Origin of the sequence: Pseudoduganella sp. OTU4001, from assembly GCF_038440195.1 — a bacterium.
GTDB lineage: Bacteria > Pseudomonadota > Gammaproteobacteria > Burkholderiales > Burkholderiaceae_D > Rugamonas.
Window position 1 is genome coordinate 13,100 of sequence record NZ_JASATG010000037.1, and the last position, 16,245, is coordinate 29,344.

The window sequence follows — 16,245 nt, forward strand, 5'->3', positions numbered from 1 at the left end:
GGCATCGCCTTATGCCACCAGCGGAATCACCCGGCGCGGCAGCACCGTGACCGGCGGCGCCAGCGCAGCGCCATGCGCAGCGCCCTGCCCTTCCTCTTCGAAGAAGAACTTGTCGCGCCCGAAAGCGGGCCGCAGCTGGTCGAACCAGGTCGCATCCGGATCGTATTTCGCGTAAAACGGCTTGCGCACCCAGTCCGCTTTGCGCGCCTGCAGGAACTGCAAGGCAAACACCTTCTCGCCGCCAATCTGCGCCACGCCATCGATCACCACCTTGCCCGGGAAAGCGCTCATGGAAGGCCCGCGCACCGTGCGCGCCAGGCCGGACACCATCTGGTAGGCCTGCTGGAACACCTCATGCGCGCGCGCCAGCGGCAGCTGGAAATACTCGCGCGGCCCGGTATCGCGCTCCACGAACATGTAGTAAGGGATCGCCCCCAGCCGCACGCCGGTGCGCCACAGCTCCGCCCAGCTGGCCGGGTCTTCGTTGATATGCCGGATCAGCGGGCCCTGCATGCGCAAGGTCGCACCGGTACCGACGATCCGCTTGACCGCCTGCTGCGCCACTTCGTTGCGCAGCTCCACCGCATGGTTGTAATGCCCCATGATCGCCATGTTCTTGCCCGCCGCCACCACGCGCTCGAACAGGCGCAGCAAGTCGTCCGCATCACGGTCGCTGACGAAGCGCTGCGGCCAGTACGACACCGACTTGGTGCCGATGCGGATGTTCTGGATATGCTCCAGCCCCGCCGCCAGCAGCGGCGTGATGATCTCCTCCATCGAACGCGTGTTCATGATCAGCGGATCGCCGCCGGTGATCAGGACGTCGGTCACAGCGGGATGCGATTTCAGGTAGGCCACCAGCTCGCCCGTCTCGCGCGCATCGAACTTCATATCGTCCATGCCGACGAACTGCGGCCAGCGGAAGCAGAAGGTGCAGTAAGCGTGGCAGGTCTGCCCCGCACTGGGAAAGAACAGCACCGTCTCCTTGTACTTGTGCTGCAAGCCCTTGAGCGGCGCATCGTTCACACGCGGCACGTTGTGCGTCATCTGCCCCGCCGGGTGCGGGTTCATGCGCAGGCGGATCTGCCGCACCAGCTGCTGCGCCGCCGCCTCATCGCGCTTCACCAGCAGCAGGTCGCGCAGCTGCCAGTACTCGTGCGCCGGCAGCATGTCGCGGTGCGGGAACACCAGCCGGTAGATCGGGTCGTCCGGGATATTCGACCAGTCGATCAGCTGCTCCAGCACGTACTGGTTGGTGCGGAACGGCAGCACATGCGACAGCACCTGCACCGCCTCCTGCTGCTCCGGCGCCAGCAAATCCCATTGCGGCGCCTGGCGGATGGTCTGGCGGGTGTAAGGCTTGAATTTGAGCTGGTCAGCGGCAGACATGGCGAACTCCTGAGTGGGTGGGCTAGGACTTCATGATGGTCCGCTTCAGAATTCGCCTATTGCCGCATCTCAATACTTCGCCGGAAAAATCCTACGAGCTTGCGTTTGCGCAATTCCCGCCGCGGCGCGCGGACGTACATTGGCATCTCCACCCCACCCCAAGGAGTCCGGCAATGAAACGCATCCTCAGCGCACCACTGATTGTCCTGGCCATGGCGGCAGCGCACGCCAGCAGCGAGCCGACCGAGAAAGACGCCATCGCCATGGTGGAGAAAGGCGCCGCATTCATCAAGCAGCACGGCAAGGACAAGTTCATCGAGAAGGTCGCGGCCAAGGACCCGGAATTCATCCAGGGCGCGCTGTACGTCGATATCCGCGACCTGCAAAGCGGCATCGTGCTGGCGCACCCGGTCAACCCCACCATCGTCGGCAAGGACCTGACCGACGTGCCGGACGCCAGCGGCAAGAAATACCGGCGCGAGATCATCGAGCTGGCCGCCAAGAAGGGCAAGGGCTGGGTCGACTACATGTACAAGAACCCCACCAACGGCAAGATCGAACCGAAGACCACCTACATCATGCGGGTGGGCGACGCCGTGCTGGAAGCTGGCATCTACAAGAAGTAGGCCGCCATGCTGAACCGACTGCGGATAGGAGCGAAGCTGCTGCTGGCGCCGGGCGCGGTGCTGGCACTGCTGCTGGCGACAGCAGCCTGCGCCTGGACCGGCATGGTGCGGCAGAACGCATCGATGGAGAACCTGGTGCAGCTGCGCGCGGCGCGCCTGCAGTCGGTGGCCGACGTGGCGGCCGAGGCGCGCATGGCGCACGCCAACATCTACCAGCTGCTGGCCTGGATCAACGGCAGCTTCGCACAGGCGCGGCTCGACGCGCTGACGGCCCAGATCCGCCACCGCCACGGCGCGGTCGGCAGCCGGCTCGAGCAGCTGGCCGGCAGCGCGGCGGCCGATGAACGGGGCCTGCTGGCCGGCTCGGCGCAGGCGCTGGCCGGCTACCGCAAGGCGGTGCAGGAAACCATCGAGCTGGCGGCGGTGGACCAGTCGATCGCCACCAATGCCATGGCCAAGGCGGAGCGCCAGTTCGCCGCGCTGGACGTGCAGCTGACGCAGTTGGCGACGCTGGAAAAATCGCTCAGCGAGATGGCCTATGCCGAGGCGCGGCAGGAGTTCCGCCTGCTGGGCATGGCGATGGCGGGCCTGCTGCTGCTGTCGGTGGCGCTGTCGCTGGCGGTGTCGATGCAGGTGCGGCGCGCGCTGCTGCGCGATATCCATGCGATTGGCGAAGCGGTGCGGCGCCTGGCGGCCGGACAGCTGGCGCCGCGGCCGGCGCCGCGCGGGCGCGATGAGATTGCCGATACCGCGCGCGCGCTCGACGGCAGCGTGGCGCAGCTGAACGGCACCATCGGTGCGATCCGCAGCGCGGTGCAGCAGATCGATGTGGCCGCGCGCGAGATCGCCAGCGGCAATATGGACCTGTCGGCGCGCACCGAGCTGCAAGCCAGTTCGCTGCAGGAAACCGCCAGCGCGGTCGATTGCCTGGCGCAGGCGGTGCGCAGCAATGCCGGCCACGCGCGCGAGGCGTGCCAGCTGGCGGCCAATGCCAACGCGCTGGCGGCGCGCGGCGGTGCGGCGGTGGCCGATGCGGTGCAGGCCATGGAGGCGATCCGCTCTTCTTCGCGCAAGATCGTTGAGATCATCGGGGTGATCGACGGGATCGCGTTCCAGACCAATATCCTGGCCCTGAATGCGGCGGTGGAGGCGGCGCGCGCGGGCGAGCAGGGGCGCGGGTTCGCGGTGGTGGCGGCGGAGGTGCGCACGCTGGCGCAGCGCAGCGGCACGGCGGCGCACGAGATCAAGGCGCTGATCAATGCTTCGGTGGCCACCATCGACCGCGGCGCGGAGTCGGTCGGCGTGGCGGGCGGCAGCATGGGCGATATCGTGGCTGCCGTGCAGCAGGTGGGCAGCATCATCGGGCGCATCAGCGAGGCCAGCGCGGAGCAGGCGCGCGGGATTACGGAGGTCAACCAGGCGGTGGCGCAGATTGACGATGTCACGCAGCAGAATGCCGCGCTGGTGGAGCAGGCCGCCGCCGCCGCCGCCAGCCTGCAGGAGCAGGCGGCCGGTCTGGCGCGGGCGGTGGCGGTGTTCGAGCTGGGCGCCCACCCCGCCCGCCCGCGCGGCGAGGCGGCGACGGCTGGCGAGCGGCGCTCGGCGGCCAGCCCGATGCGGGACGGGCGGACGCGACGCGGGCGCAGCGGCCGCGGAATCGCTAACGGAACGGACGGCTGAGGAACGGCGACCCGGCCAGCCCGAAGCGCCACGGCAGCTCGACCGCCTTGGAAATCCCGATGCGCGGCCCCACCGCCACCGGCACCCGCCCCTTGCGCGGCAGCAGTTCGAACGGCGCCGCGCCGAGCGCCAGGGCGTTGAGCGCGCGGGTCACGCCAAGCGCCTGCCCCAGCCGCCCCGGCCCGGAGCACAGCAGCCGCGCATCGGACAGCCCGCGCCGCAGCGCCATCTGCTCCAGCCCCGCCAGCGGCTCGATGGCCCGGATCAGGACCCCGGCCCCATGCCCCTCCTCGCGGCACACGAAATTCAGGCACCAGTGGATGCCATGCGACAGGTAGACATAGGCATGCGCCGGCGCGCCGAACATGGCGAAATTGCGCGCCGTCTTGCCGGAAAAGCTATGCGAGGCCGGGTCCTCGCGGTCATACGCCTCCACTTCCACAATGCGCCCGCCCACCCCATTGACGAGCAGGGTGACGCCGATCAGGCGGCGCGCCACTTGCGGCGACGGGGCGCTGAAGTCGATACCGGCCAGAATGTGGGAAGACATGCTACAGATTGTAGCAATGCTGTCATTCAGGCATGAAAAAAAACTCACGCGGGCGCCGGGCAAAGCGGGAAAAACAGGCGATAATGGCGGTGCCCGCCTCAGCAGAACAACCCACGAAGCAAAATGACAACAGCAGCAGCCCGGCTCCCGGCAGAAAACACCACCGCAGAAGACGCGCTGATGCGCTCCATCCGCATCCCCCCGCGTCCCAGCCTGCTGGTCGATTTGCAGCGCGAACTGGCGCAGGAAGACCCGTCGCCGCGCGCCATCGCGCGCATCATCGGCAACGACGTCGGCATGTCGGGCGCCCTGCTGAAACTAGCCAACTCGCCGTTCTACGGCGCCGCGCGCAAGGCCAAGTCGGTGGAACAGGCGATCAACTTCCTCGGCATCACCCAGTGCGCCGCCATGCTGACCGGGATCCTGGCGCGCCAGGCCATCGGCGGCAACAACGCCGCCCTCAACCAGTTCTGGGAAGTGTCGTCCTGCCGCGCCCAGGCCCTGGTGTTCATCGCGCGCAAGCTGCGCCTGGCGCCGCCCGACATCGCCCACACCTTCGGCCTGTTCTGCGACATCGGCATCCCGATCCTGATGGACCGCTTCGCCGACTACCACCAGACCCTGGACCTGTGCAACGGCGCGGCCAGCCGCAAGTTCACCGAGCTCGAAGACGCGCGCCACAACACCAACCACGCCGCCATCGGCTGCCTGCTGGCGCGCAACTGGGGCCTGTCGCCCGACGTGTCCTGGGCCATCCTGCACCACCACGACTACGAGGTGCTGAGCGACGACGCCACCGACGACGCGATCCGCTCGCTGGTGTCGGCCGCCGTGCTGGCCGAACGCGCCATCCAGCGCTACCACGGCAACAGCGACTCGCTGGAGTGGGAAAAAGGCGGCGCGGCCGCCTGCCGCCACCTGGGCATGAATGAAGACGAAACCGCCGACCTGCTCGACGAACTGCACGAAACCTTCCACATCGAACACTGAGCCGAATGCAAAAGAACAAGCGCCCAGCCAAAGGCCATCCCCCCGCAGCAGACAAAGACGAATCCCTCAGCCATGAACTGTGCAGCCTGGCGCTGGCGCAGGACCCTGAGCTGCGCCACGCCGTGCGCCGCCACCTGCGCCACGGCAAGGACGCCATCCTGCTGGGCGCCATCGAACTGGCGCGCGGCGAGGACGTGGAGGCCTACCGCCACCTGAAGGAGGCCATCGAGGAAGACGCCGGCACCGTCCTGCTGCGCAAGGGCGACGGCCCCGAACTGGAAATCAACGCCTTCGCCATCCCGCTGTTCGTGCACAGCCAGGGCGGCCTGCGCGAAGCCGACGGCTTCCAGGATGAGCAAGCCTACGCCGCCCTGCTGGACAGCTTCACCAGCGCCGGCCTGGAAGGCCCGAAAGCCAAGGTGGTGCTGGTGCAGCACGCCTACGACCTGGCCGAGATGGAGCGCATCACGCCCAGCCAGCTGAATGCCATGGTGTACGAAGCCGCCGCCGCCCTGAGCGGCAAGAAGGTGGCCGAGGCGCCGGCCCTGCTGCGCAGCATCGCCGGCTGGCAGCCGTCCACCTTCGGCGCCGCCGACGAAGCGGTCGAGCTGCGCTTCCTGCTTGGCTTTGCCCTGAAGCGCGCCGACGACCCGTTCTACGCCATGCCGCCGGCCGGCAAACAGCAGGACGCCTGGTTCGAAGCGCGCCTGCAGCGCTACCAGGACTGGACCGTGTCGGCCGCGCCGCTGCTGCAGCGCTGCCTGGCCAGCGGCGCCCGGGCGCCCGCGCTGCGCCTGAACTTCCAGTACCAGGACCTGTTCTACGGCGCCCTGCAGCAAGGCCGCTCCGAGCACTGGATGCTGGCCATGATGGCCGCTTTCGGCGCCGCCCTCGACGCCCACGGCAGCGCGCGCGCCGTGATCACGCTGGTGGAAACCGAGGACGACGCCGCGCTCGGCGTGCAGCTGCTCGGCGCCGCCGGCGAACTGGCGCACGCCGACCGCCGCCTCGATGTGGGCGACGACGTGGACGCGGAGATCGAGGACCTGCGCGATGCCCTGGCCACCCTCGGCATCGGCGACATTACGGTTGAATTGACAGCCCCCTGAGACGCGCACATACTAGTTTCATATAGTGGGAGGAGACACCACCATGAAACTACTGTCAATATTGACTTTTGCCGCACTGCTGGCCGGTTGCGCCAGTTCGCCGCTGGCGCCGCTGCCCACGCCGGAGCGCTCGCTGTATCACGACAGCGCGTTCGCCAAACCGGAGCACATCCTGAGCCCGGAGCAGATCTTCGAACTGACGCCGGAAATGAAGCGCTACGCCTTCAAGATCCGGCAGGAACGCAAGATCAACACCAATATGCACGAGACGCTGGTCGACGCGCTGGCCCAGCGCGGCCAGCTGCGCCTCGAATACGACTCCGAAATGACGCGCACCGCCGCGCAGGCCTTCGACGCCCGTTCCGGCAACTGCCTGTCGCTGGTGATCATGACCGCCGCCTTTGCGCGCGAGATGGGCCTGACCGTGCGCTTCCAGCGCGTCACGGCCGAAGACACCTGGAGCCGCAGCGGCTCGCTCTACTTCAGCAACGGCCACGTCAACCTGGTGCTGGGCAAAGCCGCCTTCGAAGCATCCAACCTGTACGACCGCTACCAGGACGTGACGATCGACTTCCTGCCGCCGCCCGACGCCGACAAGATGCCGACCGTGATCATCCCGGAGCGCACCATCATCGCCATGTTCATGAACAACCGCGCAGCCGAAACCATGGTGCAGGGCAAGCTGGATGAAGCCTACTGGTGGGCGCGCGCCGCGATCGAGCATGATCCCGGCTTCCTGATGGGCTACAACACCCTGTCCACCATTTACCAGCGCAGCGGCGACTTTGCCCTGGCCGAAAAAACCCTGCGCTTCGCCCACAGCCACGATCCGGTCAACGCGGTGATCCTGTTCAACCTGTCCGAGGTCACCAATGCGCTGGGCAAGACCGAGGAATCGGCCCGGCTGAAAGCCGAACTGGCGCGCCTGGAGCCCTACCCGCCGTTCTACTTCTTCAACCAGGGGCAGCAGGCCATGGCGCAGGGCGACTACAAGAAGGCGCGCTCGCTGTTCGTGCGCGAAGTGCAGCGCGCGCCCTACTACCATGAATTCCACTTCTGGCTGGCCAAGGCCGCCTTTGCCCTGGGCGACCTGAAGGAAGCGGACAAGCATATGTCCCTGGCGCTGAACAACAGCACCACGCGCAGCGACAGTGCGATCTACGCCGGCAAGCTGGCGAACTTGCGGCTGTATGAAGCGCGAGCCCGTCTTCGACAATAATAAGAAGCCCAAGTAATGGATAAACTTACTCCACTCACCCTTTCCCTTTCCCTCGCACTGGCCTTCGCAGGCGCCGCCCAGGCGGCGCCTGATGACAAACCGGACCTGCGCTCCGCCTACACCAAGTACGAATTCCGCATCCCGATGCGCGATGGCGTGCGCCTGTTCACGGCCGTCTACGTGCCGAAGGACGCCAGCAAAAGCTATCCCTTCCTGATGGAACGCACGCCGTACAGCGCCGGCGTCACGGTCGACGGCCAGCTGCGCTACGGCGTCGACTTCTACCCGCGCCGCCTCGGCCCGTCGCCCGACTTCAGCGACGCCGGCTACATCTTCGTCAAGCAGGACGTGCGCGGGCGCTATATGTCGGAAGGCAAATGGCAGGAGATGACGCCGCACGCCAGGAAGGACCTGGCGCCGGGCGAAGGCAACGAGAGCCGCGACATGCACGACACCGTCGACTGGCTGCTCAAGCACGTGGCCAACAACAACGGCAAGGTCGGCATCTACGGCATCAGCTACCCCGGCTTCTACACCGCGGCCAGCATCATCGACTCGCACCCGGCCATCAAGGCCGCCTCGCCGCAGGCCCCGGTCACCGACCTGTATATGGGCGACGACTCCTACCACGGCGGCGCCTTCATGCTGGCGGCGAACTTCGACTTCTACGCCGCCTTCACCGAAGAAAAAAACCCGACGATGCTGCCCAAGACCTGGGACGGGTTCGACTACGGCACCACCAGCGGCTACGACTACTTCCTGCAGCGCCTGACGCTGTCGAACATGCTGGCCGACATGCAGCCCAAGCAGCAGGCCTACTTCAAGCCCACCATCGAGCACGACACCTACGACGAATTCTGGAAGTCGCGCAACGTGGCGCAGCACCTGAAGAACGTCAAGGCCGCCGTGCTGACCGTCGGCGGCTGGTTCGACGCGGAAGACCCGGCCGGCCCCCTGCTCACCTACCGCGCGCTCGGCAAGCACAACCCCGGCATCTTCAACGGCCTGGTCATGGGCCCGTGGGTGCATGGCGGCTGGGCCGGTGGCGACGGCAAGCGCCTGGGCCATGTGAAGTTCGACAGCAAGACCAGCGAGCATTTCAACAAGAAGCTGCTGCTGCCGTTCTTTGAAGAGCACCTGAAAGGCGTGAAACCGGCGCAGCCGATGGCCGCCGTGCACACCTTCGAAACCGGCACCAATGTCTGGCGCCAGTACAGCGCCTGGCCGCCGGCGCCGGCCAAGGCGAAGATGCTGTACCTGGGCCCGAACGGCACCCTGAGCTGGAGCCAACCCGCGCAGCAGGCCAGCGCCTTCGACGAATACGTGAGCGACCCGCGCAAGCCGGTGCCCTACATCGGCTACCCGGCCACCGGCGTGCCGCAGGAGTATATGGTGTCGGACCAGCGCTTTGCCTCCTCGCGTCCGGACGTGCTGGTGTACCAGAGCGAGTTGCTGGAGGAGGACGTGACCGTCGCCGGCCCGGTGACGCCGAAACTGTTCGTCTCCACCAGCGGTACCGACAGCGACTTCGTGGTCAAGCTGATCGACGTCTACCCGGCCGACTACCCGCAGGACAAAGACGAAGGCCAGCACAAGGACGTGGCGCCGCCGTCCGTGCCGATGGGCGGCTACCAGCAGCTGGTGCGCGGCAATCCGCTGCGCGGCAAGTTCCGCAACAGCTTTGAACAGCCGGAGCCGTTCGTGCCCGGCAAGGTGGAAGCGCTGAACTACCAGATCGGCGACGTGCAGCACACCTTCCGCCGCGGCCACCGCATCATGGTGCATGTGCAGAGCAGCTGGTTCCCGCTGGTCGACCTCAACCCGCAGACCTTCACCAGCATCCCGCAGGCCAAGCCGGAACACTTCGTGAAGGCTACCCAGCGCGTCTACCGCGCGCCGGGCACCGCCTCCGGCCTGCAGCTGATGGTGCTGCCCTGATCAGCAGTTCTCGTACTTCCAGTTGCGTTTTTTGCCTTCCGCAATCCACTCAACTGCCTGGGCCATGCGCTTGTCGCGCGTGGCTTCGGTTTTCGCCTCGCTCAGCCAGTCGCAGTATTCGCGTTTGGCGCTGGTGGAAAAATTGTTGAAAACCTCATAGGCGGCCGGACTGGCTTCCAGCGCCGCGATGAAATAGTCGGGCACCACCAGTTCGCGCGGCGCCGCTTTCGGCCGCGCGACTTTCACCCCGGCCTCGTTCAGCTTCATCGCCTTCTTGACGTACGCCGTCAGCACTTTCTTCGATGGCAAGTCCTGCACCGATGTAATGCGGCCGAACTGGCCCATGGCTTCGCGGCCCTTGTCATCCTCGTCCGCCAGCAGCAGCTCGGCCTTCCAGAAGCCGAAGGCGCAGTGCTGCTTGAAGGCGGCTATATTGCACATGATGCCGTGGTAATCGAAGTTCGGCATGCTCCACTTGATGGTCTCCTTGACATCCGGACAAGCCGCGTGGATCACCGCGCGCAGGTGGCTCAGGATCGGTTGCGCGAAGTCGGCAGCATTGGCGATGTAGGCATCGACGCGCGGATCGGTAGTGGCCATGGTCATCCTTATAAGTGTGTTGCCGCAATCTGACAGCGGGCAGCTTAAGTGCGTGGCTTAACGCAGTTTACTCAGCATTAAGAGCATACTAAAACACATGAGCAATTCACGCAAAATGGCAGCCGCCGCGGGTGCGATTGGCTTTGCATGGGCCGGATTGACGGCCCTGCTCATGGCCGGCCAGCGCAAGCTGCTGTTCAATCCCACCGTCAAGCGCGAGGTTGCCAACCCGCGCAGCAGCGGCCACCGCACGCGCGCCATCGTGCTGCGCGGCGGCGATGGCACGCGGCTGGCGGGCTGGCTGATGACGCCGCGCGAACCGGGCGTGCGGCCGGCCGTGGTGTACTTCGGCGGGCGCTCGGAAGAAGTGTCCTGGCTGGTGCGCGACGCCGGCAACCTGTTCCCCGGCATGGCGGTGCTGGCCCTGAACTACCGCGGCTACGGCGAATCGCACGGCGAGCCGGGCGAGGAGCTGCTGATCGCCGACGCCTGCATGCAGGTCGACTGGCTGTGCAAGCACCACAAGGTCGACCCGACGCGCGTCGCCGTGGTCGGGCGCAGCCTGGGCTCGGGCGTGGCGGTGCAGGTGGCGATGCAGCGGCCGGTGCAGGCCACGGTGCTGATCACGCCTTACGATTCGATCCTGGCGCTGGCGCAGCGCAAATTCCCGGCGCTGCCGGTGTCGATGCTGCTGCAGCACCGCTTCGAATCGGTCAAGCATGCGACCCTGCTGGCCGCGCCGACCTATGTGCTACGCGCCGCCAGCGACGACATCGTGCCGCACTCGCACACCAATGAACTGGTCAGCAAGCTCACCTGCCTGCACCACGACGAGATCATTCCCGATTCCGACCACCTGAACATCCCCTACCTGCCCACCACGCAGCAGAAGATCGCCAGCTTCCTGCAAGCGCAGTTCGCAGCCTAGAAGCTCAGGCAGCCGCGATAGGCGCGCGGCGCCAGCAGCGACAGATAGCCATGCACCGCCTGCCGCACCAGCGCCCGCAGCGCCGCCGCATCCGGACTCTCGCTGCGCGCCATCAGGGTCTGCGACACCAGGCTGTAGGCGATGGCGTGCGCGGCAAACGCCGCATCGCCCAGCGCCGCGCCGGCCGGCCAGTCCGCCCCGCCGCCCAGCCCGCGCTCCCATAGCGCCACGAACTCGGCGTACAGCTGGCGGAAGGCCTGCGGCTTCGACACCTGGCGCTCCAGGTGGAACAGCGCGGCCCACTGTTCGGGTTCCGCCAGCGGCGCGCGCAGCTGCGCGTCGAGCAGCGCATCGACCCGCTCCGGCAGCGGCAGCCCGCCCGCCGCCTGCACCGCCGCGCCCAGTGCGTCGGCGATCGCCCGCACCCGCTGCCGGATGCAGAGCGCCGCCAGCGCCTCCTTGCTGGCGAAGTACTCGTAAAAGCTGCCCGCCCCCACGCCGGCCAGCGCCAGCACCTGGCGGATCGTCACCTGCGCATAGCCCCGCTCCGCCAGCAGCTGCACAAACGCCTGCTCAATCGCCTGCGCCGTCGCCCGCGCACGCGACTGCGTCGGTTTTCGCCGCTTCGGCGCGCTGGAAGAAGGTAGTTGCATGGTCAAAATCCGAACACCCGGGAAAGCGCCGAGCATTACACTTTCCTGCACTTTTATCAAGGATCGCGCATGGACAACCTGACCCACGAACTGGCCGGCTACAACCTCTACACCACCGACCTCGCCCTGCAGGAAGGCGTGCGCCGCGCCGGCGCCGGCGCGCATGCATCGGAGCTGGAAGCCTACGGCGCCTTGCTGGGCAGCGCGTCCACCATCCGCATGGCCGAGCAAGCCAACCACCACAAGCCCGAGCTGCACACCTTCGACCGCCAGGGCCGCCGCATCGACCGCGTCGAATTCCACCCGGCGTGGCACGGCATGATGCGCATGGCGCGCGAGCAAGGCATGGTCACCCAGCCCTTTTCCGACCAGCGCCCCGGCGCCTGGGCCGCCTATGCCGCCGCCTTCTCCATGCACCACCAGATCGAGTCCGGCAGCCAGTGCCCGCACTCGATGACGCTGGCCTGCGTGCCGGTGCTGCGCCAGGAACCCGAACTGTTCGAAACGCTGGCGCCCAAGCTGTTCTCGCGCCGCTACGACCCGCGCGACATCCCGCTCGAGCAGAAGGACTCGCTCCTGGTCGGCATGGGCATGACCGAGAAACAGGGCGGCTCCGACCTGCGCACCAACGTCACGCGCGCCGAGCCGGTGGCCGATGGCTTCGAGCTGAGCGGCCACAAATGGTTCTTCTCGGCGCCGATGTGCGACGCCCACCTGGTGCTGGCGCGCACCGATAACGGCCTGTCCTGCTTCTTCGTGCCGCGCTACCGCCCGGACGGCAGCAAGAACGCGATCCACATCCAGCGCCTGAAAGACAAGATCGGCAACCGCTCCAACGCCAGCAGCGAAGTCGAATTCCACGGCGCCTGGGGGCGCCTGGTCGGCAAGGAAGGCCGCGGCATCCCCACCATCATCGAGATGGCCAATATCACGCGCCTGAACTGCGTGATGGGCGCGGCCAGCCTGATGCGCCAGTGCGTCACGCAAGCCATCCACCACACGCGCCAGCGGCACGCCTTCGGCAAGCGCCTGGTCGAGCAGCCGATGATGCAGAACGTATTGGCCGACATGGCGCTCGAAAGCGAAGCGGCCACCCAGCTCATGCTGCGCATGGCCGAAGCCTTCGAGCGCGGCGACAGCCCGCTGGAACGCGCCTACCAGCGCATCGTCACCCCGGCCGGCAAGCTGTGGACCACCAAGCGCTCGATCGAACTGTCGGCCGAAGCGATGGAAGTCTTCGGCGGCAACGGCTATATGGATGAAGGCCCGATGGGCCGCCTGTACCGCGAAACCCCGGTGCTGTCGATCTGGGAAGGCTCCGGCAACGTGATGGCGCTCGACCTGCTGCGCGCCATCGCGCGCGAACCGGAAGCCATGCTGGCCCTGCGCGAGGACCTGCGCCAGGGCTGCGCCGGCGACGCCGTGCTGCGCCCCCACCTCGACGCGCTGGACGCCCTGCTGGCGCCCGCCGCCGACGCCTGCCTGCTGGAAGCCCAGGCGCGCCGCCACGCCCAGCTGCTGGCCACCCTGATCCAGGCCCGCCTGCTGCGCGAACGCGCCCCGGCCGCAGTGGCCGACGCCTTCATCGCCAGCCGCTTCGACCACGCCCACGGCCGCATCTACGGCACCCTGCCCGCCAGCGCCAGCCTGCCCGCCATCATCGACCGCGCCTGGCCGGTATAGCGGATGGTGTTACCATGGTGTTACCTCGAATTGAAAGACCACCATGTCGACAACATCCCTCAAGCTGCCGGAAGACCTCAAGGAAAGGGCGGCTTCTGCCGCCCAGGAGCTCGGCCTGAGCACCCACGCCTTCATGGTGGAGGCGATCAGGCTGGCAACCGAACAAACCGAGATTCGCGCACAGTTCGTCGCCGAGGCTTTGGCGGCCCGAGCAGAAATGCTGGAGTCAGGAACCGGCTATGAAGCCAACGATGTCCGCACATACTTGCGAAAGCGCGTGCAAGACAAGGCGGCACCCCGGCCGGCCACCAAAACATGGCGAGAATAGCTTACTCGGCTACCGCGCTGTGCAACCTGGAAGGCATCGCCGATTTCCTGGCAACCGACTCTGAACAGGCGGCCTTGCACGCCCTGGATCTGATCGATGATGCGATCAGTATGCTCGCACGGCATCCCTTGGTTGGCCGTCCGGCAGAGAATCATTTGCGCGAACTGGTTATCTCGCAGGGAAGGACAGGATATATTGCCCTTTATGCATACGATTCAGCCCAGGACGTCATACTGGTGCTGGCGGTGCGGCATCAACGCGAAGCCGGCTTCCGGTATAATCCTGCCCCATGAACGATACTACCCGCCCAGACCTCCCGGACCATCTGTCGATCGACCCACGCAGCCCGCACCACGTGGCAGCGGTGTTCGAGCACGACATTGGCATCAAATTCAACGACAAAGAGCGCTTTGACGTTGAGGAATACTGCATCAGCGAAGGCTGGATCAAAGTCCAGCACGCGACGGCCAAAGACCGCCGCGGCCAGCCGATGCTGATCAAGCTGAAAGGCACGGTGGAAGCTTTCTACCGCTAAGCGCTCCGGGGCCAGCTTTCGCTGGCCTTTTTCATGGCCTGCAGGCCATGCCCCACCGCCGCTCCTGCCCGCAGCGCAGCGGCGATGAATACCACTTCCGCAATTTCCTGCCGCGTGGCGCCCGCCGCCAGGGCGTTTTTCGTGTGCGCGTCGATGCAGTAGCCGCACTGGGTGGTCAGCGCCACCCCGATCGACACCAGCTCGCGGTATTTGGCCGGGATCGCCCCATCCTCCCGTTCCGCCGCCCCTTTCAGGCCGAGGAAGGCGTGCGCCTCCTGCGGGGCGAGTTCGATCAGGTCTTTGGCATATTTCAGGTCGTCCATCATGTCTCCTCCAGTGGTTAATTCCAACTGCTAAGAGGCAGTGGCCAGCCAAAAGGATTCGCAGCTGTTGTATTATTTTTATTAAAAAATAGTGCAACAGCCGGGAAAGAACAGCCATGCCAAGCCAGTTCGACCATGCGGTAGGAAAAATTTATGACGCGGCCCTCGACCCCGCCGAATGGGAGGCGGCCCTCAGCGCCATTGCCGGCGCGGTCGGCGCGGTGGCCGGCTTCGTCGCAGGGCTCGACGTGCGCAAGGGACTGGGCGCCTACTGGCATTCGATCGGCCACACGCCGCACACCCAGCAGCTTTACAACGAACGCTACCTGACCATCGACCCGACCCTGGCGCACATCGCCAACCATCCGGGACGCGCCTTCGCCTGCTGCGACTATCTCGACGAGCAGGCCGTCGCCGCCAGCCGCTTTCACCAGGAATTCCTGCTGCCGCTTGGCATACGCCACATCCTGAGCGGCGTCACCAAATCGCACGGCAGCACGGTGTGCTTTTTCGGCTTCCAGCGCGCGCTGTCGCAGGAGCCGTTCGGCGCGGCCGAGACCAGCTTCATGCAGGACCTGATCCCGCACCTGGCGCGGGTCGACGACATCGCCAACCGTATCCACCGCATCAGCGAAGAAAAGCGCCTGGCCATGGCCATGCTCGACCACATCGACTACGCCATCGTGCTGGTGGACCAGCGCGGCCAGATTTGCCTGAGCAACCAGCGCGCGGAAAAACTGTTCGAGTCAAAGGAGACCATCAGCTCGATCTTCGGCCGCATCCGCCTGGCGCGCGCCGCCGACAACGAAGCACTGGCAGCCGCGCTGCGCTGCGCCACCGCCTGCGATGGCGCCGAGCCGGCGGCGCAGGCGCTGGAAATCGGCCACGCCGCCGGCGGCGACAGCGTGCACCTGATCGTGCTGCCGATTGGCGTCAGCGGCAGCGCGCCGAACGGCGAGCAGCAAGCCAGCGCCGCCATCATCATTGCCGACGCCCGGCAGCAGCGCTCGATGGCCAGCCAGGTGCTGAAATCGAGCTTCGGCCTGACTCCGGCCGAGATCAAAGTCGCGATGGGCATCGCCCACGGCCGCGCACCCGACGCGCTGGGAAGCGACCTCTCGATTTCGCTGGCCACGGTCAAGACCCACACCCAGCGCATCTACCAGAAGACCGGCGTATCGCGCCAGGTGGATTTATCGCGCCTGATCTACGGCCTGCCGGCGGTTATTTAGCTTCGCTGCCGAAGTGGATCATGTGTTCGACATGGACCTTGATATGGCCGCTCAGGCTGGCGAATTCCTTGCGCAGCTCGCGCGCCGACTCGTCGCCGATCCCCTCCACGGTAATACAGTGGTCGTAAAAGCCGCCGCGGCGCGAGATGACCCACTTGTCGACATGGGCGTTGGAATTCTTCAGGGTGGTTTCCAGCTGGCCGGCGATCAGGTCGTCAGCGCCCGAGGACACATGGAAGGTATGGGTCAGGCGGAACTGGTTGCGCCACGCGCTGAGGTCTTGTTGGGAGGCTTGGGTAGTCATGGTTTCTCCTGAGAGCTTGGCCCGATTCGGAGCAAAAACCATGTGCGCCCGCTTCGTTGCCGTATTAATAGGCCGCATCGCCGTAATGGCTTCCACCTTGCCCGGGTAGGCAGGTTGGCGTCGGTCGAACCGACTCTTGATGCTGTAAATCTGACAAC

The 16,245-nt window shown here is 66.3% G+C and carries 18 protein-coding genes and 1 riboswitch; of the genes, 12 read left to right on the plus strand and 6 right to left on the minus strand.

Annotated features, from left to right (window positions below):
- Window positions 1-9: 9 nt before the first annotated feature.
- Window positions 10-1,389 carry a KamA family radical SAM protein gene (locus AAHE99_RS23125; RefSeq protein ID WP_342119760.1) on the minus strand — a complete coding sequence of 460 codons (1,380 nt, stop codon included), beginning with the start codon at window positions 1,387-1,389 and terminating at the stop codon, window positions 10-12.
- A 173-nt stretch (window positions 1,390-1,562) separates the two neighbouring features.
- On the opposite strand from AAHE99_RS23125, the gene AAHE99_RS23130 reads away from it, so the two are divergent.
- Window positions 1,563-2,015, plus strand: a complete 453-nt coding sequence (locus AAHE99_RS23130; protein WP_342119761.1) for a cache domain-containing protein — start codon at window positions 1,563-1,565, stop codon at window positions 2,013-2,015.
- Between the two features lie 6 nt (window positions 2,016-2,021).
- A complete protein-coding gene (locus AAHE99_RS23135; RefSeq protein WP_342119763.1) occupies window positions 2,022-3,695 on the plus strand; it encodes a methyl-accepting chemotaxis protein in 1,674 nt (557 codons plus the stop codon).
- Here the strand turns inward: AAHE99_RS23135 and AAHE99_RS23140 are convergent.
- Window positions 3,676-4,245, minus strand: coding sequence for a DNA-3-methyladenine glycosylase (locus AAHE99_RS23140; protein ID WP_342119765.1), 570 nt, complete (start codon window positions 4,243-4,245; stop codon window positions 3,676-3,678). The genes AAHE99_RS23135 and AAHE99_RS23140 overlap by 20 nt on opposite strands.
- A gap of 123 nt (window positions 4,246-4,368) precedes the next feature.
- Here AAHE99_RS23140 and AAHE99_RS23145 point away from each other — a divergent pair, with 123 nt between their 5' ends.
- From AAHE99_RS23145 to AAHE99_RS23160, 4 genes are read left to right on the plus strand one after another with little or no spacing between them, the layout of a single operon-like run.
- Entirely contained in the window at window positions 4,369-5,235 is an 867-nt protein-coding gene (locus AAHE99_RS23145; protein ID WP_342119766.1) for an HDOD domain-containing protein, read from the plus strand.
- 5 nt (window positions 5,236-5,240) lie between these two features.
- On the plus strand, window positions 5,241-6,344 hold the full coding sequence (locus AAHE99_RS23150; RefSeq protein WP_342119767.1) for a hypothetical protein: 1,104 nt from the start codon (window positions 5,241-5,243) through the stop codon (window positions 6,342-6,344).
- A 43-nt stretch (window positions 6,345-6,387) separates the two neighbouring features.
- Window positions 6,388-7,563: a tetratricopeptide repeat protein gene (locus AAHE99_RS23155; protein WP_342119768.1), complete on the plus strand. Its 1,176-nt coding sequence runs from the start codon at window positions 6,388-6,390 to the stop codon at window positions 7,561-7,563.
- 15 nt (window positions 7,564-7,578) lie between these two features.
- Window positions 7,579-9,501 (plus strand): CocE/NonD family hydrolase, encoded by a 1,923-nt coding sequence (locus tag AAHE99_RS23160; protein ID WP_342119769.1) that lies wholly within the window; start codon window positions 7,579-7,581, stop codon window positions 9,499-9,501.
- Here AAHE99_RS23160 and AAHE99_RS23165 read toward each other — a convergent pair whose 3' ends face one another.
- The gene (locus tag AAHE99_RS23165; RefSeq protein WP_342119771.1) at window positions 9,502-10,101 is read right to left on the minus strand and encodes a YdeI/OmpD-associated family protein; all 600 of its coding nucleotides are present in this window, start codon (window positions 10,099-10,101) and stop codon (window positions 9,502-9,504) included.
- Window positions 10,102-10,198: 97 nt separating this feature from the next.
- Here AAHE99_RS23165 and AAHE99_RS23170 point away from each other — a divergent pair, with 97 nt between their 5' ends.
- On the plus strand, window positions 10,199-11,029 hold the full coding sequence (locus tag AAHE99_RS23170) for an alpha/beta hydrolase (protein WP_342119774.1): 831 nt from the start codon (window positions 10,199-10,201) through the stop codon (window positions 11,027-11,029).
- On the opposite strand, the gene AAHE99_RS23175 is transcribed toward AAHE99_RS23170, so the two are convergent.
- Window positions 11,026-11,682 carry a TetR/AcrR family transcriptional regulator gene (locus tag AAHE99_RS23175; RefSeq protein WP_342119776.1) on the minus strand — a complete coding sequence of 219 codons (657 nt, stop codon included), beginning with the start codon at window positions 11,680-11,682 and terminating at the stop codon, window positions 11,026-11,028. The genes AAHE99_RS23170 and AAHE99_RS23175 overlap by 4 nt on opposite strands.
- Window positions 11,683-11,751: 69 nt before the next feature.
- Here AAHE99_RS23175 and AAHE99_RS23180 point away from each other — a divergent pair, with 69 nt between their 5' ends.
- From AAHE99_RS23180 to AAHE99_RS23195, 4 genes are read left to right on the plus strand one after another with little or no spacing between them, the layout of a single operon-like run.
- Window positions 11,752-13,365: an acyl-CoA dehydrogenase family protein gene (locus AAHE99_RS23180; protein WP_342119777.1), complete on the plus strand. Its 1,614-nt coding sequence runs from the start codon at window positions 11,752-11,754 to the stop codon at window positions 13,363-13,365.
- Window positions 13,366-13,408: 43 nt separating this feature from the next.
- Window positions 13,409-13,693 (plus strand): CopG family ribbon-helix-helix protein, encoded by a 285-nt coding sequence (locus tag AAHE99_RS23185; RefSeq protein ID WP_342119778.1) that lies wholly within the window; start codon window positions 13,409-13,411, stop codon window positions 13,691-13,693.
- Window positions 13,681-13,986 carry a type II toxin-antitoxin system RelE/ParE family toxin gene (locus tag AAHE99_RS23190; RefSeq protein ID WP_342119779.1) on the plus strand — a complete coding sequence of 102 codons (306 nt, stop codon included), beginning with the start codon at window positions 13,681-13,683 and terminating at the stop codon, window positions 13,984-13,986. The genes AAHE99_RS23185 and AAHE99_RS23190 overlap by 13 nt, the downstream gene beginning before the upstream one ends.
- Complete coding sequence (locus AAHE99_RS23195) at window positions 13,983-14,228, plus strand: DUF3297 family protein (protein ID WP_342119781.1); 246 nt, start codon at window positions 13,983-13,985, stop codon at window positions 14,226-14,228. The genes AAHE99_RS23190 and AAHE99_RS23195 overlap by 4 nt, the downstream gene beginning before the upstream one ends.
- Here AAHE99_RS23195 and AAHE99_RS23200 read toward each other — a convergent pair.
- Complete coding sequence (locus AAHE99_RS23200) at window positions 14,225-14,554, minus strand: carboxymuconolactone decarboxylase family protein (protein WP_342119783.1); 330 nt, start codon at window positions 14,552-14,554, stop codon at window positions 14,225-14,227. The two genes, AAHE99_RS23195 and AAHE99_RS23200, sit on opposite strands and share 4 nt — an antisense overlap.
- Before the next feature lie 113 nt (window positions 14,555-14,667).
- Here AAHE99_RS23200 and AAHE99_RS23205 point away from each other — a divergent pair, with 113 nt between their 5' ends.
- A complete protein-coding gene (locus AAHE99_RS23205; protein ID WP_342119784.1) occupies window positions 14,668-15,783 on the plus strand; it encodes a helix-turn-helix transcriptional regulator in 1,116 nt (371 codons plus the stop codon).
- Here AAHE99_RS23205 and AAHE99_RS23210 read toward each other — a convergent pair.
- A complete protein-coding gene (locus AAHE99_RS23210) occupies window positions 15,776-16,087 on the minus strand; it encodes a hypothetical protein (protein WP_342119785.1) in 312 nt (103 codons plus the stop codon). The genes AAHE99_RS23205 and AAHE99_RS23210 overlap by 8 nt on opposite strands.
- A gap of 42 nt (window positions 16,088-16,129) precedes the next feature.
- A riboswitch (SAM-I-IV-variant riboswitch) is annotated at window positions 16,130-16,235 on the minus strand.
- Window positions 16,236-16,245 lie beyond the last annotated feature (10 nt).

Excerpts from the sequence above, each read along its gene's own strand:
- AAHE99_RS23125 (WP_342119760.1), bottom strand. The coding sequence starts at position 1,389 with ATGTCTGCCGCTGACCAGCTCAAATTCAAGCCTTACACCCGCCAGACC.
- AAHE99_RS23130 (WP_342119761.1), top strand. The coding sequence starts at position 1,563 with ATGAAACGCATCCTCAGCGCACCACTGATTGTCCTGGCCATGGCGGCA.
- AAHE99_RS23135 (WP_342119763.1), top strand. The coding sequence starts at position 2,022 with ATGCTGAACCGACTGCGGATAGGAGCGAAGCTGCTGCTGGCGCCGGGC.
- AAHE99_RS23140 (WP_342119765.1), bottom strand. The coding sequence starts at position 4,245 with ATGTCTTCCCACATTCTGGCCGGTATCGACTTCAGCGCCCCGTCGCCG.
- AAHE99_RS23145 (WP_342119766.1), top strand. The coding sequence starts at position 4,369 with ATGACAACAGCAGCAGCCCGGCTCCCGGCAGAAAACACCACCGCAGAA.
- AAHE99_RS23150 (WP_342119767.1), top strand. The coding sequence starts at position 5,241 with ATGCAAAAGAACAAGCGCCCAGCCAAAGGCCATCCCCCCGCAGCAGAC.
- AAHE99_RS23155 (WP_342119768.1), top strand. The coding sequence starts at position 6,388 with ATGAAACTACTGTCAATATTGACTTTTGCCGCACTGCTGGCCGGTTGC.
- AAHE99_RS23160 (WP_342119769.1), top strand. The coding sequence starts at position 7,579 with ATGGATAAACTTACTCCACTCACCCTTTCCCTTTCCCTCGCACTGGCC.
- AAHE99_RS23165 (WP_342119771.1), bottom strand. The coding sequence starts at position 10,101 with ATGGCCACTACCGATCCGCGCGTCGATGCCTACATCGCCAATGCTGCC.
- AAHE99_RS23170 (WP_342119774.1), top strand. The coding sequence starts at position 10,199 with ATGAGCAATTCACGCAAAATGGCAGCCGCCGCGGGTGCGATTGGCTTT.
- AAHE99_RS23175 (WP_342119776.1), bottom strand. The coding sequence starts at position 11,682 with ATGCAACTACCTTCTTCCAGCGCGCCGAAGCGGCGAAAACCGACGCAG.
- AAHE99_RS23180 (WP_342119777.1), top strand. The coding sequence starts at position 11,752 with ATGGACAACCTGACCCACGAACTGGCCGGCTACAACCTCTACACCACC.
- AAHE99_RS23185 (WP_342119778.1), top strand. The coding sequence starts at position 13,409 with ATGTCGACAACATCCCTCAAGCTGCCGGAAGACCTCAAGGAAAGGGCG.
- AAHE99_RS23190 (WP_342119779.1), top strand. The coding sequence starts at position 13,681 with ATGGCGAGAATAGCTTACTCGGCTACCGCGCTGTGCAACCTGGAAGGC.
- AAHE99_RS23195 (WP_342119781.1), top strand. The coding sequence starts at position 13,983 with ATGAACGATACTACCCGCCCAGACCTCCCGGACCATCTGTCGATCGAC.
- AAHE99_RS23200 (WP_342119783.1), bottom strand. The coding sequence starts at position 14,554 with ATGATGGACGACCTGAAATATGCCAAAGACCTGATCGAACTCGCCCCG.
- AAHE99_RS23205 (WP_342119784.1), top strand. The coding sequence starts at position 14,668 with ATGCCAAGCCAGTTCGACCATGCGGTAGGAAAAATTTATGACGCGGCC.
- AAHE99_RS23210 (WP_342119785.1), bottom strand. The coding sequence starts at position 16,087 with ATGACTACCCAAGCCTCCCAACAAGACCTCAGCGCGTGGCGCAACCAG.